The following is a 17,266-nucleotide window of genomic DNA, read 5'->3' as shown; positions in this document are numbered from 1 at the left end:
TCCCGGCCGCTACTCACGCAGGATCCAGAGGTCCTTGCAGCCTCCGCCCTGGCTGGAGTTCACGACGAGGCTTCCCTTGCGCAGGGCCACCCGGCACAGGCCCCCGGGCACCACATGCTGTTGTTCCCTCCCCTGGAGGACGAAGGGGCGCAGGTCCACGTGGCGGGGCTCCAGGCGGCCGTCCACGAAACAGCCCGCCCGGGAAAGGGGAAGCACCGGCTGCGAGATGTAGTTCGCCGGGTCGATCCGCAGTTGCTCCGCGAACACCTTCCGCTCGGCCTTCGTCGCATGCGGGCCCACGAGCATCCCGTAGCCGCCCGACCCTCCGACCTCCTTGACGACGAGTTCCTCGAGGTTGTCGAGCGTGTAGGCGAGGCCGTCCGGCTCTCGGCAGAGGTGGGTTTCCACGTTCGCCAGGATCGGCTCTTCATCCAGGAAATAGCGGATGATGCGCGGGACGTACGCGTACAGCCCCTTGTCGTCCGCCACGCCCGTGCCCGGCGCGTTGGCGAGCACCAGGTTGCCGGCGCGGTAGGCGTGAAAAAGGCCGGCGGCCCCTAGCGCGGAGTCTTCCCGGAAGGCGACCGGGTCCAGAAAATCGTCATCGATCCGCCGGTAGAGCACGTCGATTCGCCGCAGACCCGCGGCCGTGCGGGCGTACAGCGTCGCGTCGTGCACGACGAGATCCCGCCCCTCCACCAGGTCGACGCCCATCTCGCCGGCCAGAAACGCGTGCTCGTAGTAGGCGGAGTTGTATCGGCCCGGCGTCAGCACCGCCATGCGGGGCGTCTCCCCGGTCAGCGAGAGCGACGCGATCGTCGAATAAAGGTGCTCCGGATAATCTGCCACCTCGCGGACCCCGTACGCTCGATACAGGTAGGGGAAGGCCCACTTCATCGCCGTGCGGCAGGCGAGCATGTAGGAGACCCCCGACGGAACGCGGAGATTGTCCTCCAGTACCGCGAAGGTGTCGCCCGCGCGCACGATGTCCGTCCCGCACACGGCAACGTAAACGTCGTGCGGCACCTTCATCCCCCGCATCTCGACGCGGTACTGGGGACAGCCGAGCACGAGGTCGGCCGGGACGATGCCATCCCGCAGCGACTTCCCGTCGTGGTAGACATCGTGCAGGAACAGGTTGAGGGCTGTGAGGCGCTGCTTCAGCCCCCGCTCGATGTGGTCCCACTCCTCGGCCGTGATGAGGCGCGGCACGCAGTCGATGGGGATGATCTGCTCCGAGACATCCTCGACGCCGAGGACCGTGAACGTGATCCCCTCATGGACGAACCGGCGGTACACGCCGTCCTGGAGCCGCTCGAGATCTTCGGGGGGGATCCGGGAGAGGGCGGCCCCGAGTCGGCGCGCCCGCGCCCTGGGGGTACCGTCCTCGTGAAACAACTCGTCGTGAAACGCGGCATCCAGTTCGTAGTGGCGGAAAGGCCCGGACCCCGCCGAAATGGCAGGGTCCGGATCGGCATAGCCGTGATCGACAAACTTCACCGCCGACATTGTGCGACTCCCGTCGAGGGACGCTCAGTCCGCGTCGCGGAAGTCGTTGTCGTCGTCGGGATCCACCATGAGGACGAATTCGGGATAGGCATCGAGCCCGAGTTCCGCCGCGTCCTGGCCGATGCTCTCGACGCTCCGCGACACGCGAACCCCCATCGCCTTGTCCAGGACCATCCAGAGGATCCAGGAAGCGGAGAAGGCGAACGCGCCGACAGCCGCCACGCCGGTCAACTGCACGACGAAATCGCCGCCGGCCGCGATGCACGTGGCGAGCGTGCCCCAGATTCCGGCGAACAGGTGTGCGGGCACGGCCCCGACCACATCGTCGATCCGCCGCACTTCCAGCATCTTCAGTCCGAGCATGCACAGGACGGAGCCGATCGCGCCGATCACGATCGCCCACAGCGAGCTGGTGATGTTCGGGCCCGCCGTGATCGCCACCATGCCGGAGATCGCCCCGTTGAGCGTGGCGAAGAGGTCGACCCGGCCGAGTATGGGCCGGGACAGGCAGAGCGCCGTGATGACGCCGGCCGCGGCGGCGAGGTTCGTGTTCACGAGGATGTTGCTCATCGAAACCGCGTTGACGACGCCGGAGAGGGCGAGTTCGGAGCCGCCGTTGAAGCCGAACCAGCCCATCCAGAGGATGAACACCCCCAGCGTAACGGCCGGGATGTTCGACGGAGGGGTCAGCTTGACGGAGCCGTCCTTGCGGTATTTGCCCCAGCGCGGACCCACGACGAGCGCGCCGGCGAGCGCCGCCCAGCCGCCGGTCGAGTGCACGATCGTCGAGCCGGCGAAGTCCGTGAAGCCCCTCTGGCTGAGCCAGCCGCCGCCCCACGTCCATGCGCCGACGATGGGGTAGATGATCGCGGTGAGCACGGCCACGAAGACGAAGAAGGTCCACAGCTTGACCCGCTCGGCCAGCGCCCCGGAGACGATCGAGGCGGTCGTGGCCACGAAGACCATCTGGAAGAACCAGTCCGACATCACGGCGTGGCCGTTCTCGGCCACGGCGCCGGCCGCGCCTTCGTTCCCCCCGAGAAGCGCGACTTCGTCGGCGGACGGACCGTAGAGGAGGCTGATCGACCCGATCACGCTCCCGACGTCGACGTACATGAGGTTGTAGCCGATGATGTAGTACGTGAGACCCGCGATGGCGTACAGTCCGATGTTCTTCATGCAGATCATGGACGCGCTCTTGGACCGCACGGACCCGGCTTCGAGCATCGTGAAGCCCGCGCACATCCACATCACGAGCACGCCCCACACGAGGAAGGAGTACGTGTTGAGGATGAAACCGAGATCTCCGACACCGTCCTGCGCGGCGAGGACGGTCGGCGCCAGAAGCAGGCCCGCGCCGGAGAGCAGCGCGGTGGTGGCGAGGTTTCTTCCCGCCGCGAACCGGCGGGGCCAGCGTACCTGATGGGTGCTCACAGCGGCTCCTTCGTCACTTGGTTCAGAGCTCGATCATGCCCCTCCGCGACTCTCGGTTTAGGTTGCATCCCTTCCAGGCATCGCGCAACGGGTTCTCGGCGGGCCGGTAGCCGAACGGCGGCGGCCGATTATCTTCGGGAGTGACCCGGCTGTACCGGAATCTTCGACGAGAGGGCATATCATCATGTGGAAACGCTCCATTGGAGTGGTCGCCGCATTCGGGCTGGGGCTGGCGCTCTCCGCGGTCCACCCCCTCCTTGCCCAGGAAATCCGGGCGCGTGGCGGCTCCACCGTCACGGTGGGCGCCCGAGTCCAGGCCCAGTACGAGGCTTCGAGCGTTGACGAGACGCCTTCGTCCTTCTTCATCCGCCGCGCGTGGGTGACGATCGACGGGAGGCTCAACGATCTCGTCGGAGCCAGGGCCCAGTTCAACATCGACGGCGCGTCGGTTCTTGAAGCCTACCTGGAGCTCACGCCGAGCGAGGCGCTGGAGATCCAGCTGGGGCAGTTCAAGAAGGGGATGTCGTACTTCTGGCTCGTGCCCAACGCCTGGCTCCCGATCATCGAGCGAGACGCCAGGGTCACAGGCGTGGATCACTGCCCCGGCGTCGCCAGCGTATGCACGTTCGGCCGCCTCACGGGCGCCCTGGGTCTGGACAACTACGAGCCGGGCATCCTGGCGCAGGGGCGCGTGAGCCAGCGCTTCGGCTACCGCTTCACGCTCACCAACGGCGAGGGGATCGGGAACAAGGACGTGAACACCGGAAAGTCGGCCTCGGGCCAGCTCTCGCTCTTCCCGACGGGAGGCGACACGCGGGTGTCGGCCTATTTCGCCCTGGACGAGACGCTGAACAGCCAGGGGGAGACGATGGGCGTGCCGGCGGTCGGGGCCGAGGTGGAACTCGGCACATGGCTCGGCGGTCCCCACCTGATCGCCAACGTCCTGCAGGGTCGCAACTGGAAGCTGAACGACGACGCGAAGTTCTCCGCCTTCCAGTTCATGGCCTTCTGGTATCTGCCCGTGGCACCGGAGTCCGGGTTCTCGGGGATCGAGCCGATGCTTCGCGTAAGCTGGGTCGATTCCGGCGCGGAGGATCCGGAAAAGGTCACCGGTACGGTGATCACTCCCGGCGTCATGGTGTACTTCACGGGTCGAAACGGAATCTCCACGAACGTGGACTTCTACAGCTCGGGCGGACGGTCGGACTGGTCCTGGAAGGTCCAGGCGTTCGCGTTCTTCTGATCGGGCGCGGACGGGCCGCGACGGTTCGAGGGGCGCACCGGCGATTCGGTGCGCCCCCCTGTTTTTCCCGGCGGTGCCTACTTGAAGCTCGCCTGAGCCTCTTCGACCGTATCGAAGACCTTGGTCAACCGCACGAAGCCGCTGACCTCCAACACTTCAAGGATATTCTCCGGTACGTGGCACAGGGCGAGCCCTCCGCCGGCCTGGTTGGTCTTCCGGATGGCAATCAGCAACGCCCGTAGCCCGGCGCTGCTGATGTAGCGCAGACTCCCGCAGTCCAGAACCAGGTTGGTCGCCCCTCCATCGATGATGCCGGAGAGTTCGCCGTCGAAGTCCTTGGCGTTGCTCGAGTCTACGCGCCCGCTGACCACCCCTACGGCGGTATCTCCGGAATAGCTGGTCTCAATGTTCATCTGGCGATTCCTCGCTTCCGGCAGCCCCCAGCGGCTGCGTCAGGGTAAGGCAGTTGAAACCCTCGACCCGCTCATATGCAAGCGTGTCAATAAAAGACTTCGTAAGGTGGATGCCAAGCCCCCCGATGGGACGATCTTCCGCCGCCAGGCTCAAGTCGGGAATCTCGGCGTCCTCGAGCGGGTTGAAGGGTTGGCCGTTATCTCGAATCGTGATCCCAATGTCGGCGTCCCCGAGGCGAATGTCCACCGTGATGACCGGATCCTCCGTCATTCCCTCGAATCCGTAGGAGATGATGTTCGTCAGGAGCTCGTCCAGCGAGAGCTGAAAGCGGAAGATGATGTCCTGCGAAAGCCCGCGCTCGAGGCAGAAGCGCTCGACCTCGTCCACCACGCGACGTGGCTCGCTCGGATCCGGCTTGACGGCGATCCGCAATCCCGCTCCGCTCCTCTTGGTTTTGCTGGCCGGCTGCCCGCCCGCCTGATCCAGGCCGCCCTCGGCACCGAAACTACGCACACGCCCGAGGTTTGACATATTGCGCGCCCGGTCCCCGGTTGTGGAGATTCCCGCACCGTGGAGCGGGGACCGCCGCGCGAATCGACAGGGACGATGACGACTCGACTCGGGTTCAGACAAGTGCGGGAGCTCATGACGGACGATTCACCTCAACCGAGGCCTCGATGCCGAAGATCCTGGTAGTAGACGACGAGCCCGATCTGGAGCTGCTTCTCCGGCAGAAGTTCCGGCGCCGGATCCGCTCGGGCGAATTCGAGCTGGTCTTTGCCCAGAACGGGGTCGAGGCCCTCGATCAACTCGGGCACCACGGCGACGTCGACGTGGTGCTCTCCGACATCAACATGCCGGAGATGGACGGCCTCACGCTCCTGGCGCAGCTGGGCGAGCTCGACCGCGACCTCCGCGCCGTCATGGTCACGGCATACGGGGACATGAAGAACATCCGCACCGCCATGAACCGCGGCGCCTTCGACTTTGTCACCAAGCCGATCGACTTCGGAGATCTCGAAACCACGATCGCCAAGACCCTGGAGCACCTCGCGGTGATGCGAGCCGCGCTTCGCGACCGCGACGCGCTGGTGGCGCTGCGCCAGGAACTTGGCGTGGCGGCGCGGATGCAGGAGTCGATTCTGCCGACGAACTACCCCAGCGACCCGCGCTACGAGCTTCATGCCTGGATGACACCGGCCCGCGAGGTAGGAGGGGATTTCTACGATTTCTTCCGCCTCGAGGAAGACCACATGGCGATCGTCATGGCCGATGTCTCGGGCAAGGGCGTGCCGGCGGCCTTCTTCATGATGGTGAGTCGCACGCTGCTCAAGGGGACGGCGATCGGCGAGGCCGACCCCTCGGTCTGTCTGGAGGAGGTGAACCAGCTTCTCATCAACGAGAACGAGGAGTCGATGTTCGTGACCCTCTTCTACACCAAGTTCAATCCGGCGAACGGTCAGGCCACGTTCGCGAACGCGGGGCACAATCTTCCGTTCCTCATCAAGGCGTCGGGAGAGGTAGAGGTCGAGCAGATCGTCGCCGATCCGGGGCTCGTCCTCGGAATCATGTCCGGGGTCGACTTTCCCAGGGGTTCGATCACCCTCGAGCCGGGCGATGCCGTGTTCTTCTACACGGATGGCGTGACGGAGGCGATGAACGAGGACGGCGTCGAACTCGGGGAGAAGGAGTTGGCCGAGGTTCTGAGCGAATGCCGCGGGTCGTCCGCGGAAGACATCAACCGCCACGTGATCCGGGCGGTGCAGGAACATGCGGGGGAGGCGGACCAGTCCGACGACATCACATGCCTGACCCTTCGCTACCTGGGGACCTGATGCGGCGTCGGTCTCTCGCGCTCGCGGTCGTCCTGGCGGCCGGCGCCATACCCGGCCCCGCCATGTCGCAGGAGGGCGAGGCCCCGACCGAGGGCGTCTACGCCGATTCCATCGTCTTCGGCCAGTCCGCGGCCCTCGAAGGGCCCGCGGGCGAACTGGGCCGCAACATGAACCTCGGCATCCGGGCCGCGTTCGAGGAAGCCAATCGAGAGGGCGGCGTGCACGGGCGCGCCCTCCGCCTCATCGCCCGCGACGATGGCTACGAGCCTGAGGCCGCCGTCGCCAACACGCAGGAACTCATGGCACACGGCGTGTTCGGCCTCATCGGCGCCGTCGGCACGCCGACCTCCAACGCCGCGGAGCCGGGCGCGAGCGACGCGGGCGTCCCCTACATCGGGGCGTTCACGGGCGCCGGCCTCCTCCGGGGCCCGGACCAGCGGTACGTCGTCAACCTGCGCGCCTCCTACGATCAGGAGACGGAGGAGATGGTGGACCGCCTTGTGCGGGACCTCGGTTTCCGGCGCATCGCGGTTTTCTACCAGGATGACAACTACGGGCTGGCGGGTCTGACGGGCGTCCGCAGCGCGATGGACGCGCGCGGCATGGAACTCGTCAGCGAGGCCCCCTACATGCGGAACACGCGGGCCGTGAAGCGCGGACTCCTCGACATCCAGGCCGGCAACCCGCAGGCGGTCATCATCATCGGCGCGTACATCCCCGTGGCGCATTTCATCCGGTGGGCGAGAAAGATCGGCCTCGACGCCCTGTTCGTGAACATCTCCTTCGTCGGCAGCTACGCCCTCCTCGACGAGCTGGGCCGTGCCGGAGACGGCGTCGTCGTGACGCAGGTCGTGCCCTTCCCCCGCGACCCGAGCGTGCCCGTGGTGGCGCGTTATCAGGCCGCGCTGCGGGCGGTCGACCCTTCGGCCCGGCCGGGTTTCGTGTCGCTGGAGGGCTATCTGGCCGGGCGGCTGGTCGTGGAGGCGCTGGCGGCCGGAGATCCGGATGTTCGGCCCACGCGGGAGTCCTTCCTCCGCACGCTGACGGAATCCGGCCCCATCGACCTCGGCGGTTTCGTGGTCGAATACGGGGAGGAAGACAACCAGGGTTCGGACCTCGTGTTTCTGACCGTGATTCGGGAAGGCGAGTTCATTCCCGTGACCCGGCTCTCACGGTGAGTACCGCGGGCCCGCCGGTGAAACAGGGCGACGAGCGGCTCCACCGCGCCTTCGAGTGGGCCATCGCCCGGCTCCCCGGCGGGCTCGGCGCGCGGGCGCGGCAGGCGACCGGCGGTCGGTTCGGCATCGGCAGCCAGATCGTCGTGGGACTGGGCGGCGGCGTGCTGCTGACGATCAGCGCCATCCTCCTCGCGCTCCTCCTGATGAGCATCGTGGAGCGCGGACAGAGCGAGGTCACGCAGGAGCAGATCCCGTCCCTCCTCGCGGGCCACCGGGTAACCCAGCACAGCGAGGCGCTCCTGCGCGCATCCCCGCAGCTCCTGTCTGCCACCGACCCGGCAGTGCTGGAGGACGTCCGGGCCGCCGTGTTGCTGGAACAGGACAGCCTCCAATTCTGGGTCGGGGAGGTGGGCGGCGGGGCGGCAATGGATGCGGATGTCGCGAGTCTTGCCGAAGACCTGGTGGCGAACATCAACGAGATCTACGAGTCGGTCAACAACCGGATGGCCTACAACGCCGGCCTCGCGGAAATGGCGGCCGTCGTCGGGGAGACCGGGCTCCGTCTCCAGTTGGTGCTCGAGGAGGCGATCGACGATCAGTATTTCTTCATCCGCACCGGGCTCCGCCAGCTGACCGACGTTCCGGCGCCGGGTTCCCAGCGCCAGGCGCTCGAGGAAATCGAGCAGCTCGACGGCCTCCTGAACTTCAAGGCGTCGCAGAACCAGGCGATCACGCTCATCCAGCAGGCCTTCACCGAGACCGATGCGGAGCTGCTGCTCGCCAACCAGGAGCGTGTGGAGACGGCCCTCCGCGATGTGCGGGCGACGCTGCCCAGGATCCGCCCGCTCCTGAGGGAGACGCTGGCCGACGCGGTGAGCGTTCCCAGCGAGTTGTACGGAGGCCCGACCGGCATCTTTCAGACCCGGCGGCGGGAACTCGACGAGATCGGCCGGGCCGAGGAATTGCTCGAGCGCAACCGTCAGACGACCGCGGAACTCGACCTCGGGGTCCGGATGCTCATGGAACGGGTCGAGGACACCGCCCGGGAGGCGGCGAATCGCTCCGCGTTCCTCGTCCGGCTGGGGTTCTGGTTCCTCCTCGCCGTCATCCTGTTCACCATCGGCGCGGCCCGCATCGCCTGGAAGACGTTCGGCCGCTCCCTCATCGTGCGCCTGAGCAGCCTGTTCGAGACGACGCGGCGCATGTCCGAGGGCGACCTCGAAGTGAAGGTGGAGGTCGAGGGCAACGACGAGGTCACCGACATGGCGCACGCGCTGGAAGTCTTTCGGAAGCACGCCCTCGAGGTGCAGCGGCTGAACCTGGTCGAGAAGCTGGCGCAGGAGGTCCAGTCGAAGAACGAGGCGCTCGAGCAGACGCTCGACGATCTCCAGCGCACGCAGCAGCAGGTCATCACCCAGGAAAAGCTGGCGTCGCTCGGCGCCCTCACGGCGGGGATCGCCCACGAGATCCGCAATCCGCTCAACTTCGTGAACAACTTCGCGGTCCTCTCGAAGGAACTGATCGAAGAGCTGAACGAGGAGCTGAAGGAAGTCGCGGATGGAACCGCGGAGCTGGACCAGGAGTTCATCGCGGAGGTGCTCGGCGACCTCGACATGAACGTGACCAAGGTTCGGGAACACGGAGGCCGGGCCGACCGCATCGTCGAGGGAATGCTGGCGCACTCCCGGGACGACGCCGGCGACGCGGAGACCATCGACGTGAACCTGCTGCTCGATGAGTACGCGAAGCTCGCCTACCACGGCCTGCGCGGCAACGATTCCTCCTTCAACGTGACGCTGGACCGGGATTTCGACGAGGAGGCCGGCGAAGTCACCGGCATTGCCCGCGATCTGAGCCGGGTCTTCCTGAACGTCGTGACCAACGCCTGCCACGCGACGGCCGCCCGCAAGGAGCAGGACGGCGCCGACTACTCCCCCACCGTCGCACTCAGGACGGAAGGCCACGAAGACCACGTCATCGTGTCGATTCGGGATAACGGCACCGGCATCCCGGACTCGATCGTCAGGAAGATCTTCGAGCCCTTCTTCACGACGAAGTCGGGGACGCAGGGGACGGGGCTCGGACTGTCGATCTCCCGCGACATCGTCGTCGGCCACGGCGGCGACCTCGAGGTGGAGAGCGAGCCGGGCGAGTTCACGGAGTTCAGGATCAAGCTGCTCCGCAAGAGCAACATTTCCGAGGTGGCGGCGGCCGTGACGTGAGGGTCGCCGCATCAATCATGGAGAGATGATGAGAACGAAATCCTATGGCCGTCGTGCCCTTGCGGTCGCCGGCGTCTTTCTCCTCGGCGCGGGAGTTCTGAGCGCGCAGGACGGGCGACCCGAAACGACTCCACGCGGCGATGGCGAGGGCGACGGTCCCTACGACCGCCTGATTCTCCGCGGCGTCACGATCATCGATGGCACGGGAGCACCGCCTCAGGGCCCCGTGGACATCGTCATCGAGGGCGACCGCATCGCCTCCGTCAGCACCGTCGGCTTCCCGGGGCTCGACATCAACGAGGAGCGCCGGCCCGATGTGGCCGTCGACGACAACCCGGACGCGAACGTGCACGAGATCGACCTTTCCGGGCACTTCGTCATGCCCGGCTTCGTCGACATGCACGCGCATACCGGCGGCGCCCCCAAGGCGCCGCAGCCCGAGTACGTCTACAAGCTGTGGATGGGGCACGGGATCACGACCTCCCGCGGCGTGGGCCACGGTCCGATGATGTGGTCGCTCGAAGAGAAGGCGAAGGCGGCGCGCAACGAGATCGTCGCCCCGCGCATGTACACGTACGTGCGGCCGGGCGAGGCGTGGGACCAGGGATCCGTGGACTCGCCGGAGAAGGCGCGGGAGTGGGTGCGCTGGGCCGCGGCGCAGGAGGTCGACGGACAGAAGGTCGACGGACTCAAGCTGGGCTCCTACGACCCGCCGATCATGGAGGCGCTCATCGATGAGGCGCATCAGCACGGGCTCGGCACCGTGGCCCACCTCGGGCAGATGGGCGTGGGCCGGATGACGGCGCTCGACGCGGCGGAGATCGGGCTCGACATGATGACCCACTACTACGGCCTGTTCGAGTCGATGCTGTCCGACTACAGCGTCCAGGACTGGCCGCTGGACTACAACTACCAGAACGAGCAGCACCGCTTCGGCAACGTGGCCCGGCTCTGGAACCAGGTCGACGGGCCCGGCTCGGAGAGCTGGAACGCGCTCCAGGAGCGCTTCCTCGAACTCGGGTTCGGGCTCGATCCGACGATGACGATCTACGAGGCGAGCCGGGACGTGATGGCCGCCCGCAACGCGGACTGGCACGAGGAGTACACGCTCCCCAGCCAGTGGGAGTTCTATCAGCCGAGCCGCGCCGCGCACGGCTCGTACTGGTTCTACTGGGGGACGGAGGACGAGGTCGCGTGGCGGAACTTCTACAGGGTGTGGATGCAGTTCCTCAACGAGTACAAGAACCGCGGCGGCCGCGTGACGACGGGCTCCGACTCGGGCTTCATCTACAAGCTGTACGGCTTCGACTACATCCGGGAGTTCGAACTGCTGCGCGAGGCCGGGTTCCACCCGGTGGAGGTCATCCGCTCGGCCACCCTGCACGGGGCGCAGGAACTGAACGACCCCAAGGGGCTCCCGCCCGACTTCGGGATGATCCGCCCCGGGCTCAAGGCCGATTTCGTCGTCGTCGAGGAGAATCCGCTGCAGAACCTGAAGGTCCTGTACGGAACCGGCGCGGTGAAGCTCAATGACGAGACGGGCGAGACCGAGCGCGTCGGCGGCATCAAGTACACGATCAAGGACGGGATCGTCTACGACGCGAAGCAGCTGCTGGCCGACGTGCGGGAGATGGTGCGGGCGGCGAAGGCCGAACTCGCAACGGAGGACGAAGGCTAGCAGGCCGACGGACGGAGGACCCCGGAAATGAAGCGCACACACGGGATCGGATTCCTGCTCCTGGCGCTTGCCGCGTGCGGCGGCGGCGACGCGAGCGAGGGAGAGGTGCGGACGGTCCAGCCCGGCGCCCCCGGCGAGGCCACGCGCGTGCTGACGGTGGAGGAAGCGGCTTCCCTCGATCACGTCACGCACACCCCGGCGGACGTGCGCTTCATGCAGGGGATGATCCCGCATCACGCCCAGGCGCTGGAGATGGCCGCGCTCATTCCGGATCGGACGGATCACGAGGGTCTGCGGCTCCTCGGACTGCGGATCGAGATCTCCCAGCGAGACGAGATCGCGTGGATGACGCGCTGGCTCGAGCGGCGGGGCGAGACGGCTCCGATGGTGGGGGCCGGACACGCCCACGGACTCGGCGAGGGCGACCTCATGCCGGGGATGCTGTCGCGCGAGGAGATGGCCGCGCTCGCCGACGCGCGCGGTTCCGGGTTCGACCGGCTCTTCCTCGAAGGCATGATCAAGCATCATCAGGGCGCCCTGATGATGGTGGCCGAGTTGTTCGGGAGTCCGGGCGGAGGTCAGGAGACTGAGATTTTTCGGTTCGCGGCGGATGTGGACGCGGACCAGGACATGGAGATCCTGCGCATGCGGGATTTGTTGAACGCGATTCCATGACCGCTTATTGGCGTTTCACGGGAGGTAGGAAGATGTCACGCAGAGAGATTTCGACAGTCCGGCCGCGAATTGGCCGCCTGACGGCCGTGTTGCCGGCGCTGCCGGCGCTGGCGGTGCTGGCGTACGGCTGGCTGGGCGGCGCGGGCTCGCTGGCGGCCCAGGACCCGCCGCCGCCCCCGCCGGAGGCCGTCTGGGAATGGGATCCGGACGATCCGCGCATCGGGCTCGCGCCCGGCCTCCACGATGCCGGCATGGCGATCGGCAACCTCGAGCGGCTGATCAGCCTCCCGAAGCCCGATCCCTTTCTGACCGACGAGGCCGGCGGGCGGGGCCCGACGAACTCGGACCTGGCGTTCCAGGGGGACCTCGTCTTCCAGGGCAGCTACTGGGGCTTCCAGGTGTTCGACGCCTCGGATCCCGCCCAGCCGGAACTCGTCGTCGCGGTCGTGTGCCCCGGCGGACAGGGTGACGTCAGCGTACACGAGAATCTGCTCTTCATGTCGGTCCAGCAGACGTCGGCCCGGCTCGACTGCGGCACGGAAGGGGTGCAGGACAGCGTGAGCACCGTGCGCCTGCAGGGGATCCGGATCTTTGACATCTCCGATGTCGGGAATCCGCGCCAGGTGAAGACCGTGCAGACCTGCCGCGGCTCCCACACCCACACGCTCGTCACCGACCCGAGCGACGACTCCCGCGTGTACATCTACGTTTCGGGCACGGGGCGCGTGCGTTCGGGCAGCGAACTCGAAGGCTGCTCCGGCCTCCCGGTCGAGGAGGACGAGAACACGGCGCTGTTCCGGATCGAGATCATCGAGGTGCCGGTGGACGCGCCGGAGAACGCCGAAGTCGTGAACATGCCGCGCATCTTCGCGGACCCCGAGACGGGGGAGATCGCGGGCCTGTGGGCGGGAGGCGACCACGGCGACGGCACGCAGGCGTCGCGTCGCACGAACCAATGCCACGACATCACGGTCCGCTCCGACCTGGGACTCGCGGCCGGAGCCTGCTCGGGGAACGGCATCCTGCTGGACATCTCCGACCCCGAAAACCCGGTTCGCATCGACCAGGTCGTCGACCCGAACTTCGCCTACTGGCATTCCGCGACGTTCAACAACGACGGCACCGCGATCGTGTTCACGGACGAGTGGGGCGGCGGTGGAGCGCCTCGCTGCCGCGGCTCCGATCCGGAGACGTGGGGCGCAAACGCGATCTTCACGATCCGCGACCGCAAGATGGAGCTGGCGGGCTACTACAAGCTGCCCGTGCCGCAGACGGAGCAGGAGAACTGCGTCGCCCACAACGGTTCCATGATCCCGGTGCCCGGCCGCGACATCATGGTCCAGGGCTGGTACCAGGGCGGCCTCTCGATCTTCGACTTCACCGACCCCGAGAACCCGTTCGAGATCGCCTACTTCGACCGCGGCCCTCTCGACGCGGTGGAGATGCTGAGCGGCGGCTACTGGTCGGCGTACTGGCACAACGGTTCGATCTACGGCGCGGAAATCGCGCGGGGCGTGGACGTGTTCCAGCTCGCGGCCAGCGAGCACCTGTCGCAGGCGGAGATCGACGCGGCGATGTCGGTGATGGTCGGCGACTCCAACGTCCAGAACCAGGAGCGCTACGACTGGCCCGCGAGCTTCGCGGTGGCGCGTTCCTATCTCATCCAGATGCAGCGCGACAGCGGCATCAACACCGAGCGCGGAGAGCGCGTGGCGGCGCTGCTCGACGCGGCGGAGAGCCAGTCGGGCGCCGAGCGAAACGCCACGCTCGACGAACTGAACGCCGTGGCGGCCGAACTCGACGAGGATGCGCGTCGCGCCGCCAACGCGGCGGGGCCGGGAGATGCCCGACGCCTGGCGCTGCTGGCCGACGCGATCCGCGGCCTGACGGCCTCGCTGCGCTGACCGCGCCTGTTGCTGCAAGCTCCGGGGGTCGCCGTGGCCCCCGGAGCGAAGGCTTCACGGAACCCGGAGCGCGCGAAACCGTATGACGGTGTGACCACGTCGAACCGAGCAGGTCCCGCCTGGTGAGCCCCGTGACGAACCACGATACCCTTACAGACCCCGCCCCCGCCGGCGAACTGGCCCGGGGCATCGTTCCCGGAGGCACCTTCCTCGCCGATTTCCTCTACCCCGAGCCGGCCGAGCGCCGAGTCGGGGCGATGATCGGCTGGTGGGAGAAGCGCCGCCTCCCATACAACCTCATCGTCGGCGCCACCGGACTCGTGACGATGACGTTCGGGGCGGCGCTCACGGCGGTGGTCGCGACCCTTCAACCGGTCGACATGGTCCGCATGGCGATCTGGTGGGCCGTGTGGGCGAATGTGTGCTATACGTTGGGTCCGGTGGCCGAGATCGCCCTCCAGAAGCTGTTCGGCGGACGGCTCCTTCCGGCCGGTCCCCTTCTCTTCCGGGCGGGCGTGACCATCGCGGTCGGCGTCACGCTGCTGCCCATCATCCCCCTCACGATCGGATTCATCCTGAACTTCTTCGGACTCGTCTGACCCCTTCGGCTACGGACGTCGCCGTGCCGGCGTGACCGTCCCCGTAACGGCGTTACGAACTCCGTGTCGCGTTCCCGCGGGAACGTCCCGTCGTCAGTCGACGCCGATGGAGTGGGGGCCGATGTCGGCGAGTGAGGGCGTCCCGACGGCGCCCATCGTGATGCGCAGTTCCTCGATGAGGACTTCCAGCACCCGCTCGACGCCCGCCTGGCCGAAGGCCCCGAGTCCCCACAGGTAGGGACGCCCGATCGCGACCGCGGTGGCGCCGCGGGCGAGACCCTTGAAGATGTCGGTCCCCCGGCGGAAGCCCCCATCGACGATGATCGGAACCTCGCCGCCGGCCACCTCCACGACCTCGGGCAGCGCATCGATCGTCGCCCGTCCGCTGCCCTCCGCGCGGCCGCCGTGGTTGGAGACCCAGATCCCGTCCACCCCGTGTTCCAGGGCGAGTTCCGCGTCTTCACGCGTCACGAGACCCTTCACCACGATCCGCTGATCCGTGATGTCGCGCAGGCGGTGCACGTAGTCCCACGTCATTGTGGGGCCGCCGCTGTCGGGCGGGCCCTGGGGCAGCCCCTCGTACATCGGCTTCACGGGATCCGCCCGTCCGCCGCTCCGGTGGCAGGTGTCGCAGTTGCGGTCGTCGATGCGTTCCCAGCGCCGCAGGGTGAGCCGGTTGCTCCCGCCGAGGAGATCGACGGTGAGCACGATCACGGGACAGCCGGCCTCGCGCACCCGGTTGATCAGGCCGACGGTCGCGTTCCAGTGGCGGGGCGCGTAGAGCTGGTACCAGACCGGCTCGCCCCGCGCCTCGTTCACGGCCTCGACTCCCGTCGAACTGACCGATGAGAGCGTCTGCAGGTGGTTACGGGCCGCGGCCGCCCGCGCGGTGGCCAGCTCGCCGTCGCGGTGGAAGGCGCCCTGGCTTCCCGCCGGCGCGATCATGAGCGGCGTCGGCCACTCCCGCCCGAAGATCGAGACGCGCATGTCGAGGTTGGAGACGTCCACCAGGCGGCGCGCGCGGAGGTAGATCCGCTCCAGCGAGGCACGGTTGTTGGCCTGCGTCCCCTCTCCGTCGACGCCCGTCTTGATGTATCCCCAGTGCGCCGTGGGCACGGTTTGCGCGGCCACCTTCTCGAGGTCGAACACATCGAGGGCCTCCTGCGCCGACGCGACGAGGTCGTCCAGCGACCGCGCCGGCGCCTCCTGGGCAAGCGCCCGACCGACCACGCCCAGGTCGCAGCCCGCGAGCGCCCCCAGCAGAGGGCTCGCGGCGAGCCAGCGGAGGAGGTCGCGACGGTGGACGGTGTTCGATTCCGGTCCCGGCTCCGGCGTGTCGTGCATTCGGCGCTCCTGGTTGGGACTCCGTGATCGCCAAGGGATCCGAATCCACGGTGCCCGCCGCCACGCTCCGCGTCAACGCGGGCCCGCGCGTGAAACCCTTCGGGCAACGCCGAAATCCGATAAAATGTCTTTCAAGCGCCGATTCCCGTCGGCATAGGGCACGGGTGGCTGATCGATGCCTTCGCGCGAGATCATTCGGAGAGACGATTCGAGAGGAGAGGAACGCACCGCGGTGAGTCACGACATCGAAGCGATACAGGAGAAGATCCGCGAGCAGAGCGCCTTCGTGGAGCGGTTGGTCGATGAGGTGGGGCGCGTCATCGTGGGGCAGCGAACCATGGTCGAGCGGCTCCTCATCGGCCTGCTCGCCGACGGTCACGTGCTCATGGAAGGGGTGCCGGGACTGGCGAAGACCCTCACGGTGCGGACCCTCGCGCAGGCGATCGACACCGGTTTCCAGAGGATCCAGTTCACGCCGGACCTCCTCCCGGCCGACCTCATCGGAACGCTGATCTTCGATCCCAAGCGGAGCGAGTTTCAGACCCGGAAGGGTCCGATCTTCTCCAACATCATCCTCGCCGACGAGATCAACCGGTCGCCCGCCAAGGTGCAGTCCGCGCTCCTCGAGGCGATGCAGGAACGCACGGTCACCATCGGGGACGAGACCTTCCCCCTCGACGACCCCTTTCTCGTCCTCGCGACCCAGAACCCGATCGAGCAGGAGGGGACGTACCCGCTCCCCGAAGCGCAGGTGGACCGCTTCATGCTCAAGCTCTCCATCGGATATCCCGACAAGGAGGAAGAGCTGGAGATCATGCGGCGCATGGGCGTCGGGTCCGCGCCCGAGCCGGAGACGGTCGTCACGCCGGACGAGATCCTCCGGGCGCGCGGCGCCGTCGACCTCATCTACATGGACCGGCAAGTCGAACGGTACATCGTGGAACTGGTTTTCGCCTCGCGCGAGCCGGCCGAACACGGACTCGAAGACCTCGCCGACCTCATCGCCTACGGCGCGTCGCCGAGAGCCAGCATCTGCCTGGCGCGCACGGCGCGGGCCCACGCCTTCCTGCGGCACCGGGGCTACGTGACGCCGGAGGATGTGCGGTCCATCGCCCTCGATGTCCTGCGACACCGCGTGCTCGTCACCTACGAGGCCGAAGCCGAGGAAGTCACGAGCGAGGACGTCGTGAACCGGATCCTCGACAGCGTCGAGGTCCCGTAGGCGTTCGGG

The 17,266-nt window shown here is 67.4% G+C and carries 14 protein-coding genes; 9 read left to right on the top strand and 5 right to left on the bottom strand.

Annotated elements, in window-relative coordinates; translation table 11 throughout:
- Positions 1–9 precede the first annotated feature (9 nt).
- Both ACOGXI_RS14980 and ACOGXI_RS14975 read right to left on the bottom strand, forming a co-directional pair.
- The gene (locus ACOGXI_RS14980) at positions 10–1,509 is read right to left on the bottom strand and encodes a circularly permuted type 2 ATP-grasp protein (RefSeq protein ID WP_419939620.1); all 1,500 of its coding nucleotides are present in this window, start codon (positions 1,507–1,509) and stop codon (positions 10–12) included.
- Between the two features lie 24 nt (positions 1,510–1,533).
- Positions 1,534–2,943 (bottom strand): ammonium transporter, encoded by a 1,410-nt coding sequence (locus tag ACOGXI_RS14975; RefSeq protein WP_419939619.1) that lies wholly within the window; start codon positions 2,941–2,943, stop codon positions 1,534–1,536.
- A gap of 184 nt (positions 2,944–3,127) precedes the next feature.
- Between ACOGXI_RS14975 and ACOGXI_RS14970 the strand changes: the two genes are divergently transcribed.
- Entirely contained in the window at positions 3,128–4,186 is a 1,059-nt protein-coding gene (locus ACOGXI_RS14970) for a hypothetical protein (RefSeq protein WP_419939618.1), read from the top strand.
- A gap of 77 nt (positions 4,187–4,263) precedes the next feature.
- Here ACOGXI_RS14970 and ACOGXI_RS14965 read toward each other — a convergent pair whose 3' ends face one another.
- Positions 4,264–4,599: an STAS domain-containing protein gene (locus ACOGXI_RS14965; RefSeq protein WP_310757813.1), complete on the bottom strand. Its 336-nt coding sequence runs from the start codon at positions 4,597–4,599 to the stop codon at positions 4,264–4,266.
- Positions 4,589–5,032, bottom strand: a complete 444-nt coding sequence (locus tag ACOGXI_RS14960; RefSeq protein ID WP_419939617.1) for an ATP-binding protein — start codon at positions 5,030–5,032, stop codon at positions 4,589–4,591. The genes ACOGXI_RS14965 and ACOGXI_RS14960 overlap by 11 nt, the downstream gene beginning before the upstream one ends.
- A 245-nt stretch (positions 5,033–5,277) precedes the next feature.
- On the opposite strand from ACOGXI_RS14960, the gene ACOGXI_RS14955 reads away from it, so the two are divergent.
- From ACOGXI_RS14955 to ACOGXI_RS14925, 7 genes are all read left to right on the top strand, one after another.
- Positions 5,278–6,435, top strand: a complete 1,158-nt coding sequence (locus ACOGXI_RS14955; protein ID WP_419939616.1) for a PP2C family protein-serine/threonine phosphatase — start codon at positions 5,278–5,280, stop codon at positions 6,433–6,435.
- Positions 6,435–7,613 (top strand): ABC transporter substrate-binding protein, encoded by a 1,179-nt coding sequence (locus ACOGXI_RS14950; protein ID WP_419939615.1) that lies wholly within the window; start codon positions 6,435–6,437, stop codon positions 7,611–7,613. The genes ACOGXI_RS14955 and ACOGXI_RS14950 overlap by 1 nt, the downstream gene beginning before the upstream one ends.
- Positions 7,610–9,835 (top strand): sensor histidine kinase, encoded by a 2,226-nt coding sequence (locus tag ACOGXI_RS14945; protein ID WP_419939614.1) that lies wholly within the window; start codon positions 7,610–7,612, stop codon positions 9,833–9,835. The genes ACOGXI_RS14950 and ACOGXI_RS14945 overlap by 4 nt, the downstream gene beginning before the upstream one ends.
- A gap of 28 nt (positions 9,836–9,863) precedes the next feature.
- Complete coding sequence (locus ACOGXI_RS14940) at positions 9,864–11,513, top strand: amidohydrolase family protein (RefSeq protein ID WP_419939613.1); 1,650 nt, start codon at positions 9,864–9,866, stop codon at positions 11,511–11,513.
- A gap of 27 nt (positions 11,514–11,540) precedes the next feature.
- The gene (locus tag ACOGXI_RS14935; RefSeq protein WP_419939612.1) at positions 11,541–12,188 is read left to right on the top strand and encodes a DUF305 domain-containing protein; all 648 of its coding nucleotides are present in this window, start codon (positions 11,541–11,543) and stop codon (positions 12,186–12,188) included.
- 32 nt (positions 12,189–12,220) lie between these two features.
- Positions 12,221–14,092 (top strand): LVIVD repeat-containing protein, encoded by a 1,872-nt coding sequence (locus ACOGXI_RS14930; RefSeq protein ID WP_419939611.1) that lies wholly within the window; start codon positions 12,221–12,223, stop codon positions 14,090–14,092.
- A gap of 131 nt (positions 14,093–14,223) precedes the next feature.
- Positions 14,224–14,691: a hypothetical protein gene (locus ACOGXI_RS14925; RefSeq protein ID WP_419939610.1), complete on the top strand. Its 468-nt coding sequence runs from the start codon at positions 14,224–14,226 to the stop codon at positions 14,689–14,691.
- A 93-nt stretch (positions 14,692–14,784) separates the two neighbouring features.
- On the opposite strand, the gene ACOGXI_RS14920 is transcribed toward ACOGXI_RS14925, so the two are convergent.
- On the bottom strand, positions 14,785–16,035 hold the full coding sequence (locus tag ACOGXI_RS14920) for an alpha-hydroxy acid oxidase (RefSeq protein ID WP_419939609.1): 1,251 nt from the start codon (positions 16,033–16,035) through the stop codon (positions 14,785–14,787).
- Positions 16,036–16,267: 232 nt separating this feature from the next.
- Between ACOGXI_RS14920 and ACOGXI_RS14915 the strand changes: the two genes are divergently transcribed.
- Positions 16,268–17,257 carry an AAA family ATPase gene (locus tag ACOGXI_RS14915; protein ID WP_419939608.1) on the top strand — a complete coding sequence of 330 codons (990 nt, stop codon included), beginning with the start codon at positions 16,268–16,270 and terminating at the stop codon, positions 17,255–17,257.
- The last annotated feature ends 9 nt before the right edge of the window (positions 17,258–17,266 follow it).

This window comes from Candidatus Palauibacter sp., assembly GCF_965208055.1.
GTDB lineage: Bacteria > Gemmatimonadota > Gemmatimonadetes > Palauibacterales > Palauibacteraceae > Palauibacter.
This window is presented reverse-complemented; position numbering and strand designations above follow the sequence as displayed.

Bases quoted from the DNA above. Each gene is read 5' to 3' on its own strand.
- ACOGXI_RS14955 (WP_419939616.1), top strand. From the start codon at position 5,278: ATGCCGAAGATCCTGGTAGTAGACGACGAGCCCGATCTGGAGCTGCTT.
- ACOGXI_RS14920 (WP_419939609.1), bottom strand. From the start codon at position 16,035: ATGCACGACACGCCGGAGCCGGGACCGGAATCGAACACCGTCCACCGT.
- ACOGXI_RS14940 (WP_419939613.1), top strand. From the start codon at position 9,864: ATGAGAACGAAATCCTATGGCCGTCGTGCCCTTGCGGTCGCCGGCGTC.
- ACOGXI_RS14965 (WP_310757813.1), bottom strand. From the start codon at position 4,599: ATGAACATTGAGACCAGCTATTCCGGAGATACCGCCGTAGGGGTGGTC.
- ACOGXI_RS14980 (WP_419939620.1), bottom strand. From the start codon at position 1,509: ATGTCGGCGGTGAAGTTTGTCGATCACGGCTATGCCGATCCGGACCCT.
- ACOGXI_RS14970 (WP_419939618.1), top strand. From the start codon at position 3,128: ATGTGGAAACGCTCCATTGGAGTGGTCGCCGCATTCGGGCTGGGGCTG.
- ACOGXI_RS14935 (WP_419939612.1), top strand. From the start codon at position 11,541: ATGAAGCGCACACACGGGATCGGATTCCTGCTCCTGGCGCTTGCCGCG.
- ACOGXI_RS14950 (WP_419939615.1), top strand. From the start codon at position 6,435: ATGCGGCGTCGGTCTCTCGCGCTCGCGGTCGTCCTGGCGGCCGGCGCC.
- ACOGXI_RS14930 (WP_419939611.1), top strand. From the start codon at position 12,221: ATGTCACGCAGAGAGATTTCGACAGTCCGGCCGCGAATTGGCCGCCTG.